This window comes from Pseudomonas sp. GW823-FHT02F05, from assembly GCF_058797315.1.
Genome location: NZ_JBXAJM010000034.1, coordinates 1 through 21,140 on the forward strand (window position 1 = coordinate 1; position 21,140 = coordinate 21,140).

Annotated in this window: 19 protein-coding genes; 9 read left to right on the forward strand and 10 right to left on the reverse strand. The window is 60.2% G+C overall.

The features are described 5' to 3' along the window. Nucleotides 1–115: 115 nt before the first annotated feature. Nucleotides 116–1,075 (reverse strand): M29 family metallopeptidase, encoded by a 960-nt coding sequence (locus AC1RAC_RS27070; RefSeq protein ID WP_054896691.1) that lies wholly within the window; start codon nt 1,073–1,075, stop codon nt 116–118. 73 nt (nt 1,076–1,148) lie between these two features. Further along, the gene (locus AC1RAC_RS27075; RefSeq protein ID WP_003175756.1) at nt 1,149–1,286 is read right to left on the reverse strand and encodes a hypothetical protein; all 138 of its coding nucleotides are present in this window, start codon (nt 1,284–1,286) and stop codon (nt 1,149–1,151) included. A gap of 647 nt (nt 1,287–1,933) precedes the next feature. On the opposite strand from AC1RAC_RS27075, the gene AC1RAC_RS27080 reads away from it, so the two are divergent. The 3 genes from AC1RAC_RS27080 (at nt 1,934) to arfB (ending at nt 4,564) form a co-directional block, all read left to right on the forward strand. Further along, entirely contained in the window at nt 1,934–3,355 is a 1,422-nt protein-coding gene (locus tag AC1RAC_RS27080) for an amino acid permease (RefSeq protein WP_072448466.1), read from the forward strand. A 100-nt stretch (nt 3,356–3,455) separates the two neighbouring features. Continuing rightward, nucleotides 3,456–4,139 (forward strand): pentapeptide repeat-containing protein, encoded by a 684-nt coding sequence (locus tag AC1RAC_RS27085; protein ID WP_054918208.1) that lies wholly within the window; start codon nt 3,456–3,458, stop codon nt 4,137–4,139. An 11-nt stretch (nt 4,140–4,150) separates the two neighbouring features. Continuing rightward, nucleotides 4,151–4,564 carry an alternative ribosome rescue aminoacyl-tRNA hydrolase ArfB gene (arfB, locus tag AC1RAC_RS27090; protein ID WP_034128536.1) on the forward strand — a complete coding sequence of 138 codons (414 nt, stop codon included), beginning with the start codon at nt 4,151–4,153 and terminating at the stop codon, nt 4,562–4,564. On the opposite strand, the gene AC1RAC_RS27095 is transcribed toward arfB, so the two are convergent. The 3 genes from AC1RAC_RS27095 to AC1RAC_RS27105 form a co-directional block, all read right to left on the reverse strand. Beyond that, entirely contained in the window at nt 4,561–5,757 is a 1,197-nt protein-coding gene (locus AC1RAC_RS27095) for an MFS transporter (RefSeq protein ID WP_057975122.1), read from the reverse strand. The genes arfB and AC1RAC_RS27095 overlap by 4 nt on opposite strands. Nucleotides 5,758–5,860: 103 nt before the next feature. Continuing rightward, entirely contained in the window at nt 5,861–6,043 is a 183-nt protein-coding gene (locus tag AC1RAC_RS27100; protein WP_057975123.1) for a hypothetical protein, read from the reverse strand. Nucleotides 6,044–6,406: 363 nt separating this feature from the next. Next, nucleotides 6,407–6,718, reverse strand: a complete 312-nt coding sequence (locus AC1RAC_RS27105) for an Mpo1-like protein (protein WP_034128574.1) — start codon at nt 6,716–6,718, stop codon at nt 6,407–6,409. A gap of 160 nt (nt 6,719–6,878) precedes the next feature. Here AC1RAC_RS27105 and AC1RAC_RS27110 point away from each other — a divergent pair, with 160 nt between their 5' ends. Further along, nucleotides 6,879–7,937, forward strand: coding sequence for an AraC family transcriptional regulator (locus tag AC1RAC_RS27110; RefSeq protein WP_054896696.1), 1,059 nt, complete (start codon nt 6,879–6,881; stop codon nt 7,935–7,937). Here the strand turns inward: AC1RAC_RS27110 and AC1RAC_RS27115 are convergent. From AC1RAC_RS27115 to AC1RAC_RS27135, 5 genes are all read right to left on the reverse strand, one after another. Further along, the gene (locus AC1RAC_RS27115; protein WP_003193780.1) at nt 7,894–9,348 is read right to left on the reverse strand and encodes a TrkH family potassium uptake protein; all 1,455 of its coding nucleotides are present in this window, start codon (nt 9,346–9,348) and stop codon (nt 7,894–7,896) included. The genes AC1RAC_RS27110 and AC1RAC_RS27115 overlap by 44 nt on opposite strands. A 303-nt stretch (nt 9,349–9,651) precedes the next feature. Further along, complete coding sequence (locus tag AC1RAC_RS27120; protein ID WP_127880959.1) at nt 9,652–10,989, reverse strand: imelysin family protein; 1,338 nt, start codon at nt 10,987–10,989, stop codon at nt 9,652–9,654. Nucleotides 10,990–11,115: 126 nt separating this feature from the next. Beyond that, on the reverse strand, nt 11,116–13,167 hold the full coding sequence (locus AC1RAC_RS27125; RefSeq protein ID WP_054896697.1) for a putative bifunctional diguanylate cyclase/phosphodiesterase: 2,052 nt from the start codon (nt 13,165–13,167) through the stop codon (nt 11,116–11,118). Nucleotides 13,168–13,716: 549 nt separating this feature from the next. Beyond that, nucleotides 13,717–14,313 carry a superoxide dismutase gene (locus tag AC1RAC_RS27130; protein WP_003175739.1) on the reverse strand — a complete coding sequence of 199 codons (597 nt, stop codon included), beginning with the start codon at nt 14,311–14,313 and terminating at the stop codon, nt 13,717–13,719. A gap of 178 nt (nt 14,314–14,491) precedes the next feature. Then, entirely contained in the window at nt 14,492–15,091 is a 600-nt protein-coding gene (locus AC1RAC_RS27135; RefSeq protein ID WP_492617140.1) for a LysE/ArgO family amino acid transporter, read from the reverse strand. Between the two features lie 100 nt (nt 15,092–15,191). On the opposite strand from AC1RAC_RS27135, the gene AC1RAC_RS27140 reads away from it, so the two are divergent. The 5 genes from AC1RAC_RS27140 to AC1RAC_RS27160 all read left to right on the forward strand — a co-directional run bounded on the left by AC1RAC_RS27140 (nt 15,192) and on the right by AC1RAC_RS27160 (nt 21,009). Then, entirely contained in the window at nt 15,192–16,085 is an 894-nt protein-coding gene (locus AC1RAC_RS27140) for a LysR family transcriptional regulator ArgP (protein WP_054896698.1), read from the forward strand. 52 nt (nt 16,086–16,137) lie between these two features. Further along, a complete protein-coding gene (locus tag AC1RAC_RS27145; RefSeq protein WP_034128528.1) occupies nt 16,138–17,136 on the forward strand; it encodes an NAD-dependent epimerase/dehydratase family protein in 999 nt (332 codons plus the stop codon). 127 nt (nt 17,137–17,263) lie between these two features. Next, nucleotides 17,264–18,088, forward strand: a complete 825-nt coding sequence (locus AC1RAC_RS27150; RefSeq protein ID WP_054918227.1) for a coiled-coil domain-containing protein — start codon at nt 17,264–17,266, stop codon at nt 18,086–18,088. A gap of 270 nt (nt 18,089–18,358) precedes the next feature. Then, nucleotides 18,359–19,618 carry a D-mannose isomerase gene (locus AC1RAC_RS27155; protein ID WP_492617141.1) on the forward strand — a complete coding sequence of 420 codons (1,260 nt, stop codon included), beginning with the start codon at nt 18,359–18,361 and terminating at the stop codon, nt 19,616–19,618. A 104-nt stretch (nt 19,619–19,722) separates the two neighbouring features. Continuing rightward, the gene (locus AC1RAC_RS27160; protein ID WP_003193767.1) at nt 19,723–21,009 is read left to right on the forward strand and encodes an ABC transporter substrate-binding protein; all 1,287 of its coding nucleotides are present in this window, start codon (nt 19,723–19,725) and stop codon (nt 21,007–21,009) included. Nucleotides 21,010–21,140: the final 131 nt, after the last annotated feature.

Here is a 21,140-nt window from a genome sequence, read left to right on the forward strand (position 1 = left end):
CCAGCGGGAGCAAGCTCCCTCGCCACAAGTCACTGGTTGTCTGCTCTAGCTCTTAACTGACTGGCATTAGGGCAAGCCCGGCTCCCACAGGGATCTCTACACGTCTGACGGTCTTTTAAAAGGCAAAGGCGCCATCAAACACCGGCTTGTCATCCAGCGCCAACACCCCGCTGGCGAAGATCAGGTCCAGGTGATGGCTGCCCTTCTGCCCGCCACCCAAGCCCAGGTGCAACCCGCAGTGACGCTCTTCAAACCCGGCATTGCGCGCATACAAGTCCTTGACCCCTTCATTGGTGCCAATCCCCAACTCCTCCACGCGACGGTTGGACGGGTTGGCATTCAGGTACTTGTTGAAGTCATCTGCCAACCCCGGCACTTCGCTGGCCACGCTGCAAACGGTGGAGTTCTCGATCCATAACTCCAACGGCGATTGCAGCACGCCGTATTTGCGTGCAAAGGGGATGGTACTGAGGAAAGTGCCGACAAACCGCACCTGGCCGTTGATGGCTTCGCTGTGGGTGGCGATTTCGCCGGGCGCCAGGTCGTGGTTGCCGACGCCGTTGATATTGGTCCACTTCTTGATGCTGCTCATCGGCGCTTCCAGGCGCGAACCGTGTTTGTCGGTAAAGCTCAGCACGTTGGCCTGGGCCATGCGCCGGATCAGTGTGGCGTTGAGGTCGGCGATGCGTTGGGGCTCGACGCTGAAGGTGTCGTAAAAATAGTCGCCGTAATCCTTGAACAGCAGGGATTTCTTCCAGTGCTCGGCCATCACGCCTTGCAGGGCGCGGATAAAGTCAGGGCCTTCGGCGCGTGGGTTGGGCAGCGTGGAGGAATCGTAGAGAAACAGGTACAGATCACAGGTTTGAATGGCCTTTGCCAGGGTGTCGCTGGGCGCCAGGTCCAGGCGTTGCAGTTGGAAGTTGAAGCGGGCGGCGCTGCCGTGGGTGATCGCCTGGGCGATGGCGTCATAGCGCTCGGTATGGCCCAGCAACACGGTGGGGCGGTTCAGGCCGTTGAGGGCCGGGTGGTGAGCAAGGTAGTAGAGAAAGTGTTCGACGGCGCGGGCCTTGTCCATGACGGGTGTCCTTCGGTGCCTTGGGTAAGGGGGCAGGCGCCGTGCACAGCGCCTGCCGGATGCCTGCCGGTTATTAGAAAGGCCACATCGCGGTGCCAAAAGGCACAACGGCATCGGCTTGCATCATTTCAACGGCGGCCTCATGGGTCGGCGCTTCAAACCAATCGTCGAGTTGCAGTTCGGTTTCCAGGTCGTTTTCCAGTGCTTGCATGGTGTATCTCCTAGAGGACGTTGATTGAGAACGGCTCACCCACGGGCTTCGCGGGCAAGTGGAAAGAACCTAGAAGAGAGTGTTTCGAAATGCAAAAAATTTATTGACACGGTTTCATTTGCATTTTTTCTTCTGTTTTTTGGCGGATTTTTTTATTCAGGCAAAACAGTAAATTGGCTGAAGCGATTCTTCAGATTTTGCCTTCCGACAGAATTCCGTTGAGGGCTGCCAAAGTCTGGCTGTAACGCAGGATTTCCGTGGTGTAACGATAGATTTACGCAACTGCCCTGCCGTTGTTGGGGGGCGCGCCGATGTAAGCATTAGCTGACAGAATTGCCTGTGCACTTTCCCGGTGCGTGCCGAAGCTGTCGAGCGGTGTACAATGCGCCGCGTTTTACTGTGACCCCCCTTGCGTACCCACACAAAAGGCCAAGACCTCAGGGTTTGATCCCCCTGATCACTCCGCCTGGCCACGAGCCGGACGGGTTCGATTTCGTCACAGATAAAAACAAACAGGTGACGCATGACCATTAGAAAGACGCTGTACTCCTGGTGCCTGCGCTGGGGTTTGAGCGGCGCTGCTTGAGTCGGTAATTCAAGGCAGCAACCTGCATTCAACTCTTCAAACCTTGCGTGAGACCCTTTTCATGAGTGGACCCCATTCCTCTTCAGGCGAGCTGAAACGCGGCCTGAAAAATCGGCATATCCAGTTGATCGCCCTCGGTGGCGCCATCGGCACCGGCCTGTTCCTGGGCTCGGCCGGGGTGCTCAAATCCGCCGGCCCGTCGATGATCCTGGGCTATGCCATCTGCGGCTTTATCGCCTTCATGATCATGCGCCAGCTAGGCGAAATGATTGTCGAGGAGCCCGTCGCCGGCTCCTTCAGCCATTTTGCCCACAAGTACTGGGGCGGTTTCGCCGGTTTTCTGTCGGGCTGGAACTGCTGGATTCTGTACATTCTGGTGGGTATGTCGGAGCTGACGGCCGTCGGCAAATACGTGCACTACTGGTGGCCGGAGATTCCGACCTGGGTCTCGGCGGCGGCGTTTTTCGTGCTAATCAACGCGATCAATCTGGCCAACGTCAAAGTCTTCGGTGAAGCCGAGTTCTGGTTCGCCATCATCAAGGTGGTGGCGATCGTCGGCATGATTGCCTTGGGCAGCTACCTGCTGGTCAGCGGCAGCGGCGGCCCGCAGGCCTCGGTCAGCAACCTGTGGGAGCATGGTGGTTTCTTCCCCCATGGCGTCGGCGGCTTGGTGATGGCCATGGCGATCATCATGTTCTCCTTCGGCGGCCTGGAAATGCTCGGCTTTACCGCTGCCGAAGCCGACCAGCCACGTACCGTGATCCCCAAAGCGATCAATCAGGTGATCTACCGCATCCTGATTTTCTACATCGGTGCCCTGGTAGTACTGCTGTCGCTCACACCGTGGGACAGCCTGCTGGCGACCCTCAACGCCTCCGGCGATGCCTACAGCGGTAGCCCGTTCGTGCAGGTGTTCTCGATGCTGGGCAGTAACACCGCCGCGCATATCCTCAACTTCGTGGTGCTGACCGCCGCGCTGTCGGTGTACAACAGCGGTACCTACTGCAACAGCCGCATGCTCTTGGGCATGGCCGAGCAGGGCGACGCGCCCAGGGCCCTGGCGAAGATCGACAAGCGCGGCGTGCCGGTGCGTTCGATCCTGGCCTCGGCGGCGATCACCCTGGTGGCGGTGCTGATGAACTACCTGATGCCCCATGACGCGCTGGAACTGCTGATGTCGCTGGTGGTGGCCACGTTGGTGATCAACTGGGCGATGATCAGTTTCTCCCACGTCAAGTTCCGCCAGCACATGAACCGCACCGGCCAGGTGCCGCTGTTCAAGGCGTTGTGGTATCCGTATGGAAACTACATCTGCTTGGCGTTCGTGGTGTTTATCCTGGTGATCATGCTGATGATGCCGGGGATTCAGGTGTCGGTATATGCGATCCCGGTGTGGGTAGCGTTCATGGCAGTATGTTACTGGATCAAGAACAAGCGCACGGCGCGGCCGGCTATTGGCGCAACGGGTCCGGTTCTGGAGTAGGACTTTTCCCCTTGCAGAAAACCCGGCGCCCTGCCGGGTTTTTTGTGGGTATGGCAGGTTAGAATCGCCCCCTCTTTTTTCCGCATGCCCGGAGGCCCCGATGCAATACACCGACGTCGCCGATAGCGCCTTGCAGCGCGATGAGCTGGAAGACTTGATAGACCGGCACAGCGGCCCTTTGCGCTTGATCGGAGTAGATTTAAGTGGCGTCGACCTGTCGCGCATGGCACTGGACAACTGGGTGTTCGAGCGCTGCACACTGGTCCAGACCTCGTTTCTCGGTTCTCGACTGGAAGGGACTCAGTGGAAAAACTGCCGAGCCAGCCTCGCCATTTTCGAAGCGGCCAACCTGCTCGAGGCGCAATTCCACAGTTGCGATCTGAACAACACTCGTTGGCAGCGCAGCAAACTGTCCCAGGCGACTTTTACCCAGTGCAAGCTGACGGGCGCCAATTTCACCCATTGCGCGTCACTGGGGCTGAGCTTCAGCGAAACCCTGCTCAACAGTGCCTTTTTATCCGGGTTGTCGTTTGCTCGAAGTGTGCTCAAGAATCTGGATTTTTCCGACAGCGACTTGTCGGATACGGACTTTCGCAAGGCTGAACTGGTCGACTGCAGCCTCGCACATGCCCGCATCAACGGCGCTAATTTTGCGGGTGCCGACTTGCGCGGTGCAGATTTGAGCGGTTTTCGCCTCAATGATGCCAAACTGTTCAAAGGCGCCGTGATTTCCAAAGCCCAGGCGTCGATATTGTTGTCCGAGTTGGGCTTGTCCGTTGCCTAAGGTTTTGATTGATGCTGGAAATTTCCAACAATGTGCACCTGCCCGACGCCGAGATCGAGCTGACCGCCATTCGTGCCCAGGGTGCCGGTGGGCAGAACGTCAATAAGGTGTCGAGTGCGGTGCACCTGCGGTTTGATATTCCGGCCTCGTCGTTGCCGGAGTTTTACAAGGAGCGCCTGCTGGCGCTGCGTGACAGCCGGATCACCAGCGAAGGCGTGCTGGTGCTCAAGGCCCAGCAATATCGCACCCAGGAGCAGAACCGTGCCGATGCGCTGGAGCGCCTGGTGGAGTTGATCCAGAGCGCCACCAAGGTCGAGAAAAAGCGTCGTCCGACCAAGCCCACCCTGGGTTCGAAGAAACGCCGCCTGGAGTCCAAGACCAAGCGCGGCAGCATCAAGGCCGGGCGCGGCAAGGTCGACTTCTAGGCGTCGCGTGTTTCGCGGGCCTTAGGCGCCTGGCGGTACAGGTAGAAGCTCAGCAGCAAACCGGCGAAAGCTGCGAGGGCCGCGAACAGGAAGATTGAGGCAAAGCCAAAACCTGCCGCCACGGCGCCCGCCAGCGGCCCGGTGATGCCCAGGGACAAGTCGATAAACAGCGAATAGGCGCCCACCGCCGAACCTCGGCTGGAGGCCGGCACCAGGTTGACCGCCTCTACCCCCAGCGCCGGGAACACCAGGGAAAAGCCGAAACCGCTCAACGCCGCACCCGCCAACGCCAGTTGGGCATCCGGCGCCAGCCACAGCAACAGCAGGCCCAGCACTTCCACTGACAGGCAGGCGATTGCGACGCGAAAACCGCCAATGCGGTTGATCAAATTGCCAAACAGCAAGCGTGCGCCGATAAAACTGGCACCGAACAGACTCAAGGCCCACACCGCGTTATCCCAGTGCTGGGTGCTGTAATACAACGTGATAAAGGTGGCGATGGTGCCAAAGCCGATGGAGCCCAGCGCCAGCGCGCAACCATGGGGCAGCACGCGGCCCAGCACGTTCATGAACGGCAAACGTACGCCGGGCACAATCGGCGCCGCTTGTTTTTTCCAGGCCAACAGCACACCCAACACGGCCAACAGAATGATGCTGACGCCCATGCTCCACAGCCCCAAATGGCTGACCAGCAGCACCCCCAACGGCGCACCCACCGCCAGCGCGCCGTAGCTGGCGATGCCGTTCCAGGAAATAACCTTGGCCGTGTTCGCCGCGCCGACACGGCCAATGCCCCAGCCAATCGCGCCCGAACCCACCAGGCTTTCAGCGCTGCCCAGCACCAGCCGCCCGACCAGCAGGCAGCCGAGGCTCAGAGCCGGCAGGCTGGAAAACCACGCCGCAAACAACATGAACACGCCACTCAAACCGCAGCCCACCAAGCCGAGCAGCACGGCGCGCTTGCTGCCCAGATTGTCGATGATCTTACCGGCATAGGGGCGGCTCAGCAGGGTTGCCAGGTATTGCACGCTGATCACCAGCCCGGCGATAACGGCGCCATAGCCCAGCTGGCTATGGACATAACCCGGCAATACGGCCAGGGGGATGCCGATATTCAAGTAGCCGATGAAGGTAAACAGCACGATGGAAACGACTTGCAGCGTGACCGTCATGGGGCGCTGGGTATCTGGCATGGGAGAGATCCACTGTCGCAGCAGGTAAAGATAGGCTGCTAATGATACCGGTGCGCAAGCCGGGCAGGGCGGCAAAAATGTAAAACGTCAGATCTAAGGCAGATCAAGCTTGGGCGGGGGCCAGCAATTGGGTGGTCACCAGGGCCGCCAGGGCGTTTTCCTGGGTGCCGAAGCGCTTGAGCAGTGCTGCTTGCTTGTCGGCACTGAGGCGGTTCCAGACTTCGACCATCTGCAAGGCAGCGTCGAGTACAGCGGCGTCCGGCGTGACGGAAGGGGAAGTGGTCATAGTGAAGGTCTCGGATAATTCAGGCAGTGTGGAAAGCGCTCAAAGGCGCGCTTTCCACACGGTCTGGTACGGCGTCAGTCTCGGCTTTCGCGCTCGACTGGTTTTGCTTCTTTGGCCTCAGGCTGCTTGTCGCTGGCCTGCTGCGGTGTTGGCTGCTCAGTTGGGTGCAGGCTTGGGAAGGGGAGATTAGGTATCTCGTGCATCGTGGTCGCTCCTCGCAAGGTCTGTTTTTTCAATCGCAGGTGATTCCGCGCTCTCAAAAAGCCTTGGCAGGATACAGCACCGTAAATGACAAAAAGACTTTTATCTCCACAGATGCACAATTTTTAATGGTTCAGGCGCAAGTGACATGAGGTCACACCCCTAGAACGGCACCTTGCCCAGGATCATGTCGCGGTACATCACAAAATCCCCCAGCAAGCTGTAGAACGGGTGCTGAAAGGTGGCGGGGCGGTTCTTTTCGAAGAAGAAGTGGCCAATCCAGGCAAAGCTGTAGCCTGCCAGGGGCAACGCCAGCAGCAGAACCAATGAGCCTCTGCCGATGGCGTACGCGAGAATGCCTATTACCAGGGTGGTGCCGATAAAGTGCAGGCGTCGGCAGGTGCTGTTGCCATGTTCGCTCAGGTAGTACGGGTAGAACTCGGCAAAACTGTTGAATTTCTTGATGTTTTCCACGGTCACCGGCCCTCTGGTTGCTGTGCCGCCAACGGGTGCGCGGCGGGGAGCTTATTTGAGTCTAGAGTGATCAGTGCTAACAGCCAGTGACAATAGATGCCACTTTAGTATCCTTGGCTTCCTGGCTGCCGTTTGAGCCTGCTTTCAACAAGAAGACGCCATGAGCGAACGAACAACTTCTGCAAGCTGGGCGATGGGCATCGTCAAGGCGCTGGAAATGGATGGCCTGGATTGCCGTGCCTTGTTCAAGCAACTGGGCCTGGACTACGCCGCCCTCAGTGACCCCGATGCGCGCTTCCCGCAAGACGCCATGACCCGCCTGTGGCAACGCGCGGTAGAGGTGTCGGGTAACCCGGCGATTGGCCTGAACATGGGCAAGGTGGTGCGCCCGGCCTCGTTTCACGTTGCCGGTTATGCGTTGATGTCCAGCAACACCCTGGCCGAAGGTTTTATGCGATTGGTGCGCTACCAGCGCATCATCGCCGAAAGCGCTGATTTGAGTTTTCGACTGTTACCCGAAGGCTATGCGTTGATTCTGACGGTGCATGGCGATCACCTGCCGCCGACCCGTCAAAGCGCCGAAGCCTCGCTGGCCAGCGCCCTGGCCCTGTGCGGCTGGCTCACCGGGCGCACCCTGCAGCCCCGCAAAGTGCTGCTGCAAGGCGAGCAGCCGGCGGACCTGGCGCCCTACCAACAGGCCTTTCATGCGCCTTTGCAATTCAATGCACCCTATGACGCGCTGATTTTCGAGCAGGCGGACATGGAGGCGCCGCTGCCCACGGCCAACGAAGCCATGGCGCTGTTGCATGATCGCTTTGCCGGTGAATACCTGGCGCGTTTTTCCGAAAGCCGCGTGACCCACAAGGCGCGTCAGGTGCTGTGCCGCCTGTTGCCTCAGGGCGAGCCCAAGCGCGAAGCCGTGGCCCAGACGTTGCACCTGTCCCAGCGCACCTTGCAGCGGCGGCTGCAGGAGGAGGGCACCAGCTTCCAGGCCTTGCTTGATGACACCCGGCGCGAACTGGCCGAGCAGTACCTGGCACAACCCAGCATGACCTTGCTGGAAATCGCTTACCTGCTGGGGTTTGCCGACCCGAGCAACTTTTTCCGCGCGTTTCGCCGCTGGTTCGATGCCACGCCCGGTGAATACCGGGCGCGCTTGCAGCAAACGTCGTCGGTCAGTGACGCCAGAACGCCGGAATGCACAACACAAACACGGTGATGATCTCCAGGCGCCCCAACAACATGCCCAGGGACAGGATCCACTTGGCGGCATCCGGCAGGGTGGCGAAGTTGCCGGCCGGGCCGATGGTTTCGCCCAGGCCGGGGCCCACGCCGGAAACGGTACTGGCGGCGCCGGTCAACGCGGTCATCCAGTCCACGCCTAGCAGCGACAGGGCCAGGGCGATCATGCAGATGGTGATGGCGAAGAAAAACGAAAAAGTCAGGATCGACCGCACAATCTCTTCATCGAGGCGATGGCCGTTGTACTTCTGCTTGATCACCGCGCGCGGATGGATCAACTGATTCAAGTTGGCCTTGAGCAGGATGTAGGCCACCTGGAAACGGAAGATTTTGATACCGCCCGCGGTGGAGCCCGAGCAGCCGCCGATAAAGCCCAGGTAGAAAAACAGCATCAGTGAGAAGTTGCCCCACAAGCTGTAGTCCCCCAGTGCAAAGCCGGTGGTAGTCACCACAGACGTCACGTTCAGCGCCACATGGCGCAAGGCATCGAGCCAATGCAGGTTGGTGGTCCACCAGTACCAGGTGCCGAGTACCAGCCAGGTCACCAGCAACAGGCCGAGCAAGCCTTGCACCTGCTGGTCCTTGATCAGCGCCCGACGGTTACCACGTAAAGTGGCAACGTACAGGGCGAACGGCAAGCTGCCCAGGATCATCACCACCACCGCGACCCAGTGCACCGCCGGTTGTTTCCAATGGGCCAGGGACTCGTCCGAGGTGGAAAACCCGCCCGTGGAAATCGCCGACATCGCATGGTTGATCGCATCGAACACGCCCATTCCGGCCCACCAGAAGGCCAGGCTGCCGAAGATGGTGATGCCCACATACGCCGCCACGATCAGGCGCGCCACCATGTGTGAACGAGGCATGACCTTTTCCGAGCGGTCCGAGGATTCGGTCTGGAACAGGCGCATGCCACCAATGCGCAGCAGCGGCAGGATCGCCACCGCCATGCCGATAAAGCCGATACCGCCGAGCCAGTGCAGCAGCGAACGCCACATCAAGATGCCCGGCGACATGCTGTCCAGCCCGCTCAACACGGTGGAGCCTGTGGCGGTGATGCCGGACATGCTTTCGAAGAACGAGTCGGTGTAGCTGATGTGCTGGGTCAGCAAAAAGGGCAGGGCCGCGAAGATGCACACCACCACCCAACTACTGACCGTCAGCAGGTACATGTCCCTGGGGCGCAGGTGCACGTGCTCTGGGCGACCAGGGATGACCAGCGCCAGGCCGGCGATAAAGGTGATCAGGCTGGCCCACAGGAACGAGGGCAGGTCGCTGGTGCGTTCGAAGATCACCAGGGTCGCCATCGGGATCACCATGGCGACCGCAAGGGTGATCAGGAAGATGCCGATGATGAAACCGATGATGCGCAGGGTCGGCAACGCCATGAAGTTCGCTCGGGTGATTGGGCAGAGGCGCCATTCTACCTGCGGTGCAGGTCTTGTAAACCAAGGGCTGCCGGTTGATGGAGAACCCCTGTGGGAGCTGGCCTGCCAGCCGGCGGATATCCACCTGACGCCCCGCAATCCAATGTGGGAGCTGGCTTGCCTGCGATGGCGGTGTGTCAGTTACAGATCAGTCGACTGAACCACCGCCATCGCAGGCAAGCCAGCTCCCACAGGTATAACGGCGGCAGTTATTGCGCGCATGAAAAAGGCGACCCGCAGGTCGCCTCTTTCAACTGCGCTTGATCAGAACTCGTGATCAGCGCTGTCCGGGTTCAGGTCGCTGATGCCCAGCTTGCCGGCAGCAGCCTCGATCGAGCCGGTCTGCTTGACCAGGGCGGCAATCGAGTCACGCACGATCTGGTTGCCCTTTTCATTGTCGGCGGCGATCAACTGGTCGTAGTGCTCGCCGTTGTTGGCGTGGTCAACCATCACCTGGATCTTCGCTTCGGTGGCGGCCAGGTCAGCCTTGAGGGCTGCATCTGCTGCCGGGTCGGCCTTGGCCACCAGGGACGACAGGCTGGCGCCGGTCAGCTTGGTACCGTCAACACGGGTGTATTCGCCCAAGTAAACGTTACGGATGCCCTTGGCGTCGTAGAAGTGCGAGTTATGGGTGTTGTCGCTGAAGCAGTCTTGCTCGTCTTCTGGCGAGTTGGCTTCCAGGGATACTTTCATGCGCTCCCCGGCGAGTTCGCCCAGAGACAGGCTGCCCATGCCGAACAGCATTTTACGCAGGCCATCGGTCGCAGGTTCCGACTCCAGGGTGGCGCGGTAGTTGTCTTCGACGTTGGGCTTCCAGTTGCCGACCATTTCCTGCAGGTCGCTGACCAGCAGTTGGGTGACGGCGCGCAGGTAAGTGCGGCGACGCTCGTTGTGGCCGCCGGTTGCACCGTCACCGGTCATGTAGTCCGATGCCGGGCGGTTGCCCGCGCCTGGGCCGGTGCCGTTGAGGTCCTGGCCCCACAGCAGGAATTCGATGGCGTGGTAGCCGGTGGCGACGTTCGCTTCGGAACCGCCCAGTTCATTGAGGCTGGCGAGTTTTTCCGGAGTGATCTCCTTGACGTCGACCTTGTCTTCGCCGACCTGGATCTCGTTATTGGCGATGATATTGGCGTTCGCACCTGGGTTGCCCAGCGCGTGCTCGTAGGACTTGTCGACGTAGTCGATCAGGCCTTCGTCCAGGGGCCAGGCGTTCACCTGGCCTTCCCAGTCGTCGATGATGGTGTTGCCGAAGCGGAATACTTCGCTCTGCAGGTAGGGTACGCGTGCGGCGATCCAGGCGGTACGGGCCGCTTTCAGGGTTTCGTCGTTCGGGTTGGCGAGGAAGGTATCGATTGCGGTCTGCAGGGTTTTTGCGGTGGATTCGGCATCGCTGTACACCGCAAACACCATGTCTGCGTAGTGCGCGACCACGGCCTTGGCGGCCGCTTCGTCGACCTGGCCAGCCGGGGCAGCCGCCGGTGCGGTAGTGCTGGCGGCAGCGGGTGCCTGGGGCGCGGCGGCCTTGTCTTTACCTTCGCCGCAACCGGCGAGAGAAATGGCAATGGCCAGCAGACTGGCGGTGGCCAGGGGCATACGAATCATGGCGAACATCCTGCTTCGGTTGTTGAAAGGGCGCGCGGGGAGCGCAAACGCTGCGACATAATGCGAAAGATTTGCATTTTGTGTAAAGGCTTATACGCGGGAAATATTGAGTATCGAAGTGTAAATTCAAAGACTCACGGCGTTATTGCGCTCGGACTGCTTCAGATAAGCCGTCAACTCCCGGGCCTGCAGCGGTTTGCTGTAGTGATAGCCCTGCCCCTCATGGCACCCCTCGGAGATGATGTAGGCCTCCTGTTCGGCAGTCTCCACGCCTTCGGCAATCACCTGCATGCCCAGGCTTTTGCCCAATTGGATAATGGCGCGCACGATGGTGGCGTCATCGTCGTCGTCCTGCAGGTCCTGGACGAAGCTCTTGTCGATCTTGATCTTGTCCAGGGGCAGGCTCTTGAGGTAACTCAAGGATGAGTAGCCGGTGCCGAAGTCATCAATGGCGATCAGCGCGCCGGAGCGACGCAGGCTCAGCAGGTGCTGGGCTGCGGTGCTGATGTCTTCCATCAGGCCGGTCTCGGTCACTTCCAGCTCCAAGCTGCGGGGCGGCAGGCGATAGATCTGCATCAGGTTGTTGACCACCCGCGGCAACTCGGTGTGGTGCAGTTGCACGGTGGACAGGTTGACGGCCATGCGCAGCGCGGTGAAACCCTGGTCATGCCATTCGCGCAGTTGCCGACACGCCTGGTCCAGCACCCATTCGCCGATGGGAATGATGGTGCCGTTCTGTTCCGCCAACGGAATGAACAAGTCCGGCGGTACCAGCCCATGTTCCGGGTGTTGCCAGCGCAGCAGGGCTTCCACACCGACCACGTGATGGTCGAGATAGCTGATTTGTGGTTGGTACACCAAGTGAAACTGCTCGCGGCCCAAGGCGTCTCGCAAGTCTTTCTCCAGTTCACGACGCCGGCGCATTTCGCTGTCGACGCTGGCGATATAAAACTGATAGCGGTTGCGCGAGCGGCTCTTGGCCAGGGTCATGGTCTGCTCGGCTTTCTGGAGCAACTTCTCGGTGCTGTCGCCATCTTCCGGGAACAGCGTGATGCCGATGGTGGCGCGCAGGCGGATCAGGTCATGCTCAAGGGCGAACTCTGCTTCCAGGTCATCAAGGATGCTTTGCGCCAGTTCGGCGGCTTCGTAGGGCTGGTCGATATCGGCTTGCACCAGGGCGAACTGGTCGCCGCCCAGGCGGGCGAGCGTGCCCAGGTGGCCACTATGGGCGCGCAAGCGATCAGCCAGCGCCAACAAGAGTTTGTCGCCGGCCTGGTAGGTGAATTGCTCGTTGACGCTCTTGAAATCATCCAGCCCCACGCACAACACCGCGACACGGCGTTGCCGGCGGCCGGCGTCCGTGAGGATTTTGTCCAGTTGCGCCTGCAACTTCTGGCGGTTCGGCAGGCCGGTCAGGAAGTCGTATTGGGCCATGCGCAACAGGCTCGATTCGGCCTCGTGGCGCAGGTGGGTATTGCGCTCGATGGATTCGAGCAATTGGTTGGCGGTGTTTATCCACTGCCCCAGTTCGTTGCGTTCGTGGCCCTTGAGCTGAGGGATCTTGTGCTCGCTGGGGCGGTCCGGGTTGATCGAGGTCAGGTGCTCGATCATCCGCGACAGCGGTTTGGTGAGCATCCAGTGATACACCAGGTACAGCACCAGCCCCATGACCAGGGCGCGCAATACGCCCGAGATAAAGATGATGACCGAGCTGACCAGAAAACTTCGGCCATAGGTGGCGGTGTCGAGGGTGATGCTCAGGTCGCCGTAATATTCGCTGTAGGGGCCCTTGCCCACCAACGCAGTAGTAAAGGAGCGTTCCTGGCCAAGAATCAGGTCGGTCAACCAGCGGCTGGGCGACTGCTGTAAAGGACGGCTTTTTTCCGCCAGCATGGTCTCGTTGGGGTGCCCGATGGAAGCCATGCGCACAGCGTCGTCCTGGAACAGACCTTCGATCACCTGCATGCCCATCTCGCGATCCAGGCTGTACACGGCCTGGGTCGAGGGGTCGCGAAACATGTCGAGGATGCGCTGGGCATCGCCCGCCACGGCCTGGCGCGTCTTGTAGGCATCAAAAACGATCTGCGCCACGCTCAGCGCCACACCCACGATCAATGCCGAAAGCAGCACAACCCGTAGCAACTTCACCGACAAGCTGTTCTTGAGTTCCAGCTTCAAAGGGGCATTCCTTGTCTCATGCGGGTGGCCGTCAATATGCCATGAGTATTGGCAATCTGGTGATGGCAGTCAAAGGGACATTCGGGCTTGAGATTAATTGAAGGGGCTGGATAAACGTGGAGGGATACCCGCTTATGAGACGTGGGCAGAGGGCTTGGCGTGGGCTGGATGCCTGGCAGAGAAGAAGGCGGAACAGATCCGCCTTCTGTTTGGCGACGCTCTCAAAAATTGATCTTACCCTCTGGCTGTTGCTCTTCCCCTCCGACCTTTGACTGTTCACCCGCGATGTCTACGAGTTTGTTCGTCAAGTCCAGTGCGCTTTTCGCCAGGTCCATTCCCTTCTCAAGAAGACCGGATAACATTGGCACTGCACCCGCGGCCGTTGAAATAGGATCCATTGTCATTCTCCACATTGATTCAGGAGGTTTATTCCTCCTGGCGTTTGTGTGGTGAATAGTTACCGTTGGGTTCCGGGATTTCTGGCATGGCAATCAGGGCGCCCATGAAAAAGCCCGGCAATCGCCGGGCTCTTTTTACTGCAAGCGTCGCTTAGGCAGTGAAGGTCTTGCCTTCGAACTGCTCAGCCACGAACTTCCAGTTGACCAGGTTCCAGAACGCTTCTACATACTTTGGACGCACGTTGCGGTAGTCGATGTAGTAGGCGTGTTCCCAGACGTCGCAGGTCAACAGCGGGGTGTCGCCGTTGGTCAGCGGGTTGCCGGCGCCGATGGTGCTGGCCAGGGCCAGGGAACCGTCAGCCTTTTTCACCAGCCAGCCCCAACCGGAACCGAAGGTGCCGACCGAAGTCTTGGTGAACTCTTCCTTGAACTTGTCGAACGAACCGAACGCAGCGTTGATGGCTTCAGCCAGTGCGCCGGTTGGTTGGCCGCCGGCGTTCGGCGCCAGGCAGTTCCAGTAGAAAGTGTGGTTCCAGACCTGAGCGGCGTTGTTGAAGATGCCACCCGAGGAAGACTTGACGATCTCTTCCAGGGTCTTGCCTTCGAACTCGGTGCCAGGCACCAGGTTGTTCAGGTTCACGACATAGGTGTTGTGGTGCTTGTCGTGGTGGTATTCCAAGGTTTCCTTGGAGATGTGCGGCTGCAGGGCATCGTGTGCGTAGGGCAGCGGCGGCAATTCGAAAGCCATGATGATTCTCCTAATCAGGTCAGTTGCGGTGAGCGCAAGGCCGATCACGGGCGGCCAAACATGCGCCGGGGAGTTTGTACTCTTTGCGGCGCAGGGGGCCGATCATAGCACCGGGGGTGCGGCATAACCACGCAACAACTGTGTGGGATAGAGGTTCCAGAGCGTTTTGGAATATTGCTCAGGCGCTGATCAGTTGATAGGCCACCGAGAACATCATCGCGGCCACCAGCAGGTCCAGCAGGCGCCAGGTGGCCGGGCGTGCCAGCCAGGGTGCCAACCATGCCGCACCCAGCGCCAGGGTGGCGAACCACAGGAACGATGCACTGGCTGCACCGGCTACGTAGGCACCGGGTTCGGTTTGTTGCGCGCCCAGGGAGCCGATCAGCAGGACGGTATCCAGGTAGACATGGGGGTTGAGCAAGGTGACCGCCAAAGCGCTCAGCAGCACAGCGCGTAATGAGCGCGTCTTGAGGGTGCCGCTTTGGTCCAGGCTCTGCTTGGTGCAAGCCCTGCGCAGCGCGCATGCGCCGTACCAGAGCAAGAACGCTGCACCGCCCCAGCGTGCCACCGCCAGCAGTATCGGGCTCTGCGCCAGCACGGTGGCCAGCCCGAATACCCCAGCGGCCACTAGCAGGGCGTCGCAGATCACACACAACGCCGCCACGGGTAAGTGATGTTCGCGGCGCAGGCTCTGCGCGAGTACGAATGCATTTTGGCTGCCGATTGCCATGATCAACCCGAGGGCCACCAGCAAACCGTTCATATAGCTTTGCCACATAGAGGGAGATCCTTGTTGATGCTCAAACGATGCTGGCTATGGTGCGGGTCGGGGCTGTATAAGAAAAACCAATATTGCTGATCGCTCATTAGAGAAACTGATGTTCGACTATAAATTGCTTTCCGCCTTGGCGGCGGTGGTGGAACAAGCCGGCTTTGAGCGCGGTGCCCAGGTGTTGGGGCTGTCGCAATCAGCCATCTCCCAACGCATCAAGCTATTGGAGGCGCGCGTCGGCCAGCCGGTGTTGATACGGGCCTCGCCGCCAACGCCCACCGATATCGGTCGGCGCCTGCTCAACCATGTGCAGCAGGTGCGTTTGCTGGAGCGTGACCTGCAAAGCCAGGTGCCGGCCCTGGACGAGGAGGGCATGCCTGAGCGCTTGCGCATTGCCCTGAATGCCGACAGCCTCGCCACTTGGTGGGCCGAGGCAGTCAGCGACTTCTGCGCCGAACAGCACGTGTTGCTGGACCTGGTGGTCGAAGACCAGACCGTGGGCCTCAAGCGCATGCGCGCCGGTGAAGTGGCGGCCTGCATTTGTGCCAGCGAGCGTCCTGTGGCCGGTGCTCGCAGCCTGTTGCTGGGCGCCATGCGTTATCGGGCGCTGGCCAGCCCGGCCTTTCTGGCGCGGCATTTTCCTGGAGGCGTGCGGGCCGACCAATTGGCGCGCACGCCTGCGCTGGTGTTCGGCCCGGATGATTTCCTGCAGCACCGCTACCTGGCGTCCCTTGGCGTGGACGGTGGTTTCGAACACCATCTATGCCCGTCATCCGAAGGTTTTATCCGCCTGACGGAAGCCGGCTTGGGGTGGGGCCTGGTGCCTGAATTGCAGGTGCGCGACCAGTTGGAAACCGGTGTATTGGTCGAGTTATTGCCAGATAAGCCCATCGATGTGCCGCTGTACTGGCATCATTGGCGCAGTGGCGGGCAACTGTTGGGCTTGTTGACCGACCATCTGGCCGATGTGTGTGGTCATTGGTTGGTGCCGTTGGAGTGATGGCGCGCGTCAAGGCAAGAGCGATGAAAAATGAAAGAACACGGAGTACGACATGAAAATTCTGGTCACCGGCGCAAGCGGCTTCATTGGCGGGCGCTTTGCGCGCTTCGCCCTTGAGCAGGGCCTGGACGTGCGGGTCAACGGGCGGCGCGCCGAGGGTGTGGAACACCTGGTGCGGCGCGGTGCCGAGTTCATCCAGGGTGATTTGAATGATGCCGACCTTGTGCGCGACCTGTGCCGCGATGTCGAAGCCGTGGTGCATTGCGCCGGCGCCGTCGGGCTGTGGGGCAAGTACCAGGACTTCCACCAGAACAACGTATTGGTCACCGAAAACGTCGTCGAAGCCTGCCTGAAACAGCGCGTGGGGCGCCTGGTGCACCTGTCGTCGCCGTCGATCTATTTTGACGGTCGCGATCACCTTGGGCTCACCGAAGAGCAAGTGCCCAAGCGTTTCAAGCATCCCTATGCCGCTACCAAGTACCTGGCCGAGCAGAAGGTGTTCGGCGCCCAGGAGTTCGGCCTGCAAGTGATAGCCCTGCGCCCACGCTTTGTCACCGGGGCCGGCGATATGAGTATCTTCCCGCGCTTGCTGAAAATGCAGCGCAAGAACCGTCTGGCGATCGTCGGCGACGGTTTGAACAAAGTCGACTTCACCAGCGTGCACAACCTCAACGAGGCGCTGCTCAGCAGTTTGCTCGCCACCGGCTCGGCCCTGGGCAAAGCCTACAACATCAGCAATGGCGCACCGGTGCCGATCTGGGATGTGGTGAACTACGTGATGCGGCAGATGGAGCTGCCCCAAGTGACCCGCTATCGATCCTACGGTTTGTCCTACAGCGTGGCGGCGTTGAACGAGGCATTCTGCGCGATGTGGCCGGGGCGGCCGGAACCGGCGTTATCGCGTCTGGGCATGCAAGTGATGAATAAAAACTTCACCCTCGACATCAGTCGCGCCAGGCATTATCTCGACTACGAGCCCAAGGTCAGCCTGTGGGCCGCGCTCGACGAGTTCTGCAGTTGGTGGAAAGCCCAGGACCCGGGCCGCCAATAACCTCATAAGCAGCAACACTTCGGGAACCCCATTCCAGGTTCCGAGTCGATCCATGCGCCGGGAGTGCGGTTTATACTCCTGCCGCTCGGCTTTACAGCCAGCCATCTCATTGATTCAGGGTAGATTCATGCGTAACGATGCTAAAGACGACTTCGACAACGTTCCCAGCCTGCGGGCCGACCTTGGGGATGACGATGATTTCGTGCCGACCCCCGCGACGTCGGTGCGTTCGCGAACGACGCCCGTGGTCAAGGTCAAGAGCGCCAGCACTGGCCCGTTGTGGGCACTGGTCGGTGCGCTGTTGATCGCCTTTGCGGGCCTGGCCTGGTGGAGCTTCCAGCAGATTTCCCTGATGGGCCAGCAGTTGGTTGCCACCCAGGAAAGCTTTGCCCGCATCAGCGAGGAAGCGGCAGGACGGCTACAGGCGATTTCCGGCAAGGTCGTGGCCAGCGAAGCGAATGTGAACAACGGCAGCGAAGCCTTGAAGCTGCAGATCAAGCAACTGGAAGCCCAGTTGCAGGAGCAGGGCAAGCAACAGTTGGGCGTCGCCGGTCAAACCACCGAACTGGACAGCCGCCTGGCCCAGATGAGCGCCAGCAACACCGAGCTGGCAGCGGCCAATACCAAACTGCAAGGCCAGGTGCAGGCCCTCACTGACGCGGTCGCCAGCCTCACGGCAGCACAGGCCGAGAGCAAGGGCCTGGCCAACGATGTGGCGGCCTTGAAGAAACAAGGCAACCCAAGCGCGGCCATCGCCCGCCTCGAGCAGGACGTGCTGGTGCTCAAGAGCGCCCAGGAAAACCAGCCGGCCAATATCGACGCGCCGACCAACAAGGAATTCGACGTGTTCCGCATCCAGACCACGCGCAATATCACCACCTTGCAGAGCCAGGTGCAGAACTTGAATCAGCGTCTCAATGCGCCTGCTGCGGTCACCCCACTGGGCCAATGATGTAGACCGGACAGGCTCGTTCCCACGCTCCGCGTGCGAACGATCTGAATCGTTCTCTGTAGGAGCGAGCTTGCTCGCGAAAAACGTTAACGATCCCGCAGGTTTCCTGGAATAAACGCGGCGCTTGTGAGCTTTTCGCGAGCAAGCTCGCTTCTACATTCGGGTGTTGATTGTCACCACTCGGTGACATTTCTTTTCCCCTTCGTTACTTGCCCCTGCCGCGCCCTTGTTTAGACTCCGGTCATCCCAAAAAAACAATAAGGGCCACCCATGACCACCCACCCACTGCCTGCCAGCAGTTGGCTGAATGCACCTGCCCATCACGATTGGCTCGCCGCGGAAGGCCAGCGCCTGTTGGCGTTCGCCAAGGCATCGCGCCTGCCGGACGGGTTCGGCAACCTCGACGATAAAGGCCAGTTGCCGGCCAATGCTCGCGCCGAAACCATGAACACCGCGCGCATGACCCACAGCTTTGCCATGGCCCATGCCATGGGGTTGCCGGGTTATGCCGAACTGGTGGCGCACGGTGTGGCAGCGCTCAGCGGCCCGCTGCGTGACATTGAGCACGGTGGTTGGTTCGCCGCGCCCCAGGCGGCTGATGGCAACACCGGCAAGGCCGCCTATCTGCACGCCTTCGTGGCCCTCGCCGCCAGCTCTGCCGTGGTGGCCGGCGCGCCGGGTGCGCGCACATTAATGAGCGACGCCGTCCATATCATCGACCAGTTCTTCTGGAGCGAAGAGGAGGGCGTCATGCTTGAATCCTTTGCCCGGGACTGGAGCGGCGTCGAAGCCTATCGTGGCGCCAACAGCAACATGCACGCCACCGAAGCTTTCCTGGCATTGGCCGATGTCAGTGGTGATACACGTTGGCTGGACCGTGCGCTGCGCATCGTCGAACGGGTGATCCACACCCATGCCGCTGGCAATCAATTCATGGTCATCGAACATTTCGATGCGCACTGGAAGCCGTTGCTCGGTTACAACAAAGACAACCCCGCCGATGGCTTTCGCCCCTACGGCATCACCCCCGGCCATGGTTTCGAATGGGCGCGGTTGTTGCTGCACCTTGAAGCTGCGCGCCTCAAGGCCAAGCTGGCCACGCCGGACTGGCTGGTGAGCGACGCCAAAGGCCTGTTTGCCAGTGCCTGCGAGTACGCCTGGGCGGTGGATGGTGCGCCGGGCCTTGTCTACACTCTGGATTGGAACCAGCGCCCGGTGGTACGCGAGCGCCTGCACTGGACCCATGCTGAAGCCAGCGCCGCTGCTCAGGCGCTGCTCAAACGTACCGGCGAGCTGCATTACGAAACCTGGTACCGACGCTTCTGGGAGTTTTGCGAAACCCACTTCATCGACCGGCTCCAGGGCAGTTGGCACCACGAACTCAGCCCGCACAACCAACCCAGCAGTAAAATCTGGGGCGGCAAACCTGACCTGTACCATGCCTGGCAAGCGGTCGTGCTGCCTGCACTGCCCTTGGCACCCAGCCTGGCCAGTGCATTGGGCAGCGGATGCTATGTCACCAGGTGGTGACATTTGTACGTCCCTTTGTTACCTGCGCCCCGAAAATCCATGTTTAAACTCCGTGCAGCGCAAGCTCTAGACTTGCATGCATAACAACAAGAAAAGGTACTCAGATGAACGCGATTAATCGCCTCGCCGTCGCTATTTCCATTGCCTCGTTGTTCCCCCTCAGTGCATTTGCCGCCGACTCCAAAGGTACGGTGGAAGTGGTGCATTGGTGGACCTCCGGCGGTGAAAAAGCGGCTGTGGATGTCCTGAAGGCCCAAGTTGAGAAAGACGGCTTCACCTGGAAAGACGGTGCAGTGGCAGGCGGCGGTGGCGCCACCGCCATGACCGTGCTGAAAAGCCGTGCGGTCGCTGGCAACCCGCCAGGCGTTGCCCAGATCAAAGGCCCCGATATCCAGGAATGGGCCTCTACTGGCCTGCTCGACACCGACGTGCTCAAAGACGTCGCCAAAGAAGAAAAATGGGATTCGCTGCTCGACAAGAAAGTCTCCGACACCGTGAAATACGACGGTGACTACGTGGCCGTGCCGGTGAATATCCACCGCGTGAACTGGCTGTGGATCAACCCGGAAGTCTTCAAGAAAGCCGGCATCACCAAGAACCCAACCACCCTCGAAGAATTCTACGCAGCGGGCGACAAGCTCAAGGCTGCAGGCTTCATTGCGCTCGCCCACGGCGGCCAGCCTTGGCAGGACAGCACCGTGTTCGAAGCGGTGGTGCTTTCGGTAATGGGCGCTGATGGCTACAAGAAAGCGCTGGTCGACCTGGATAACGGCGCATTGACCGGCCCGGAAATGGTCAAGGCCCTCACCGAGCTGAAGAAAGTCGCGACCTACATGGACGTCGACGGCAAGGGCCAGGACTGGAACCTGGAAGCTGGCAAGGTCATCAACGGCAAGGCCGGCATGCAGATCATGGGCGACTGGGCCAAGTCTGAATGGACCGCCGCCAAGAAAGTCGCCGGCAAGGATTATGAGTGCGTTGCTTTCCCGGGCACTGATAAAGCCTTCACCTACAACATCGACTCCCTGGCGGTGTTCAAGCAGAAAGACAAAGGCACTGCTGCGGGTCAGCAGGACATCGCCAAAGTAGTGCTGGGTGAAAACTTCCAGAAGGTGTTCAGCATCAACAAGGGCTCGATCCCTGTGCGTAACGACATGCTGACCAAGATGGAATCCTACGGCTTTGATTCCTGCGCCCAGACCGCCGCCAAGGACTTCCTGGCCGACGCCAAGACTGGCGGCCTGCAGCCAAGCATGGCGCACAACATGGCCACCACCCTGGCGGTGCAAGGTGCGTTCTTTGATGTCGTGACCAACTTCATCAACGACCCGAAAGCCGACCCGGCCGACACGGCCAAGAAGCTTGGCGCGGCGATCAAGTCGGCCAAGTAACACCCTATGTAGGAACCCGGCTTGCTGTGGCGAGGGAGCTTGCTCCCGCTGGGGTGCGAAGCACCCCCAAAGACAGCGTCTGCTTCGCAGCCGAGCGGGAGCAAGCTCCCTCGCCACAAAAGCGGGTTCCT

Bases quoted from the DNA above. Each gene is read 5' to 3' on its own strand.
- AC1RAC_RS27070 (WP_054896691.1), bottom strand. From the start codon at position 1,075: ATGGACAAGGCCCGCGCCGTCGAACACTTTCTCTACTACCTTGCTCAC.
- AC1RAC_RS27075 (WP_003175756.1), bottom strand. From the start codon at position 1,286: ATGCAAGCACTGGAAAACGACCTGGAAACCGAACTGCAACTCGACGAT.
- AC1RAC_RS27080 (WP_072448466.1), top strand. From the start codon at position 1,934: ATGAGTGGACCCCATTCCTCTTCAGGCGAGCTGAAACGCGGCCTGAAA.
- AC1RAC_RS27085 (WP_054918208.1), top strand. From the start codon at position 3,456: ATGCAATACACCGACGTCGCCGATAGCGCCTTGCAGCGCGATGAGCTG.
- arfB (WP_034128536.1), top strand. From the start codon at position 4,151: ATGCTGGAAATTTCCAACAATGTGCACCTGCCCGACGCCGAGATCGAG.
- AC1RAC_RS27095 (WP_057975122.1), bottom strand. From the start codon at position 5,757: ATGCCAGATACCCAGCGCCCCATGACGGTCACGCTGCAAGTCGTTTCC.
- AC1RAC_RS27100 (WP_057975123.1), bottom strand. From the start codon at position 6,043: ATGACCACTTCCCCTTCCGTCACGCCGGACGCCGCTGTACTCGACGCT.
- AC1RAC_RS27110 (WP_054896696.1), top strand. From the start codon at position 6,879: ATGAGCGAACGAACAACTTCTGCAAGCTGGGCGATGGGCATCGTCAAG.
- AC1RAC_RS27115 (WP_003193780.1), bottom strand. From the start codon at position 9,348: ATGGCGTTGCCGACCCTGCGCATCATCGGTTTCATCATCGGCATCTTC.
- AC1RAC_RS27120 (WP_127880959.1), bottom strand. From the start codon at position 10,989: ATGATTCGTATGCCCCTGGCCACCGCCAGTCTGCTGGCCATTGCCATT.
- AC1RAC_RS27130 (WP_003175739.1), bottom strand. From the start codon at position 14,313: ATGGCTTTCGAATTGCCGCCGCTGCCCTACGCACACGATGCCCTGCAG.
- AC1RAC_RS27135 (WP_492617140.1), bottom strand. From the start codon at position 15,091: ATGTGGCAAAGCTATATGAACGGTTTGCTGGTGGCCCTCGGGTTGATC.
- AC1RAC_RS27140 (WP_054896698.1), top strand. From the start codon at position 15,192: ATGTTCGACTATAAATTGCTTTCCGCCTTGGCGGCGGTGGTGGAACAA.
- AC1RAC_RS27145 (WP_034128528.1), top strand. From the start codon at position 16,138: ATGAAAATTCTGGTCACCGGCGCAAGCGGCTTCATTGGCGGGCGCTTT.
- AC1RAC_RS27150 (WP_054918227.1), top strand. From the start codon at position 17,264: ATGCGTAACGATGCTAAAGACGACTTCGACAACGTTCCCAGCCTGCGG.
- AC1RAC_RS27155 (WP_492617141.1), top strand. From the start codon at position 18,359: ATGACCACCCACCCACTGCCTGCCAGCAGTTGGCTGAATGCACCTGCC.
- AC1RAC_RS27160 (WP_003193767.1), top strand. From the start codon at position 19,723: ATGAACGCGATTAATCGCCTCGCCGTCGCTATTTCCATTGCCTCGTTG.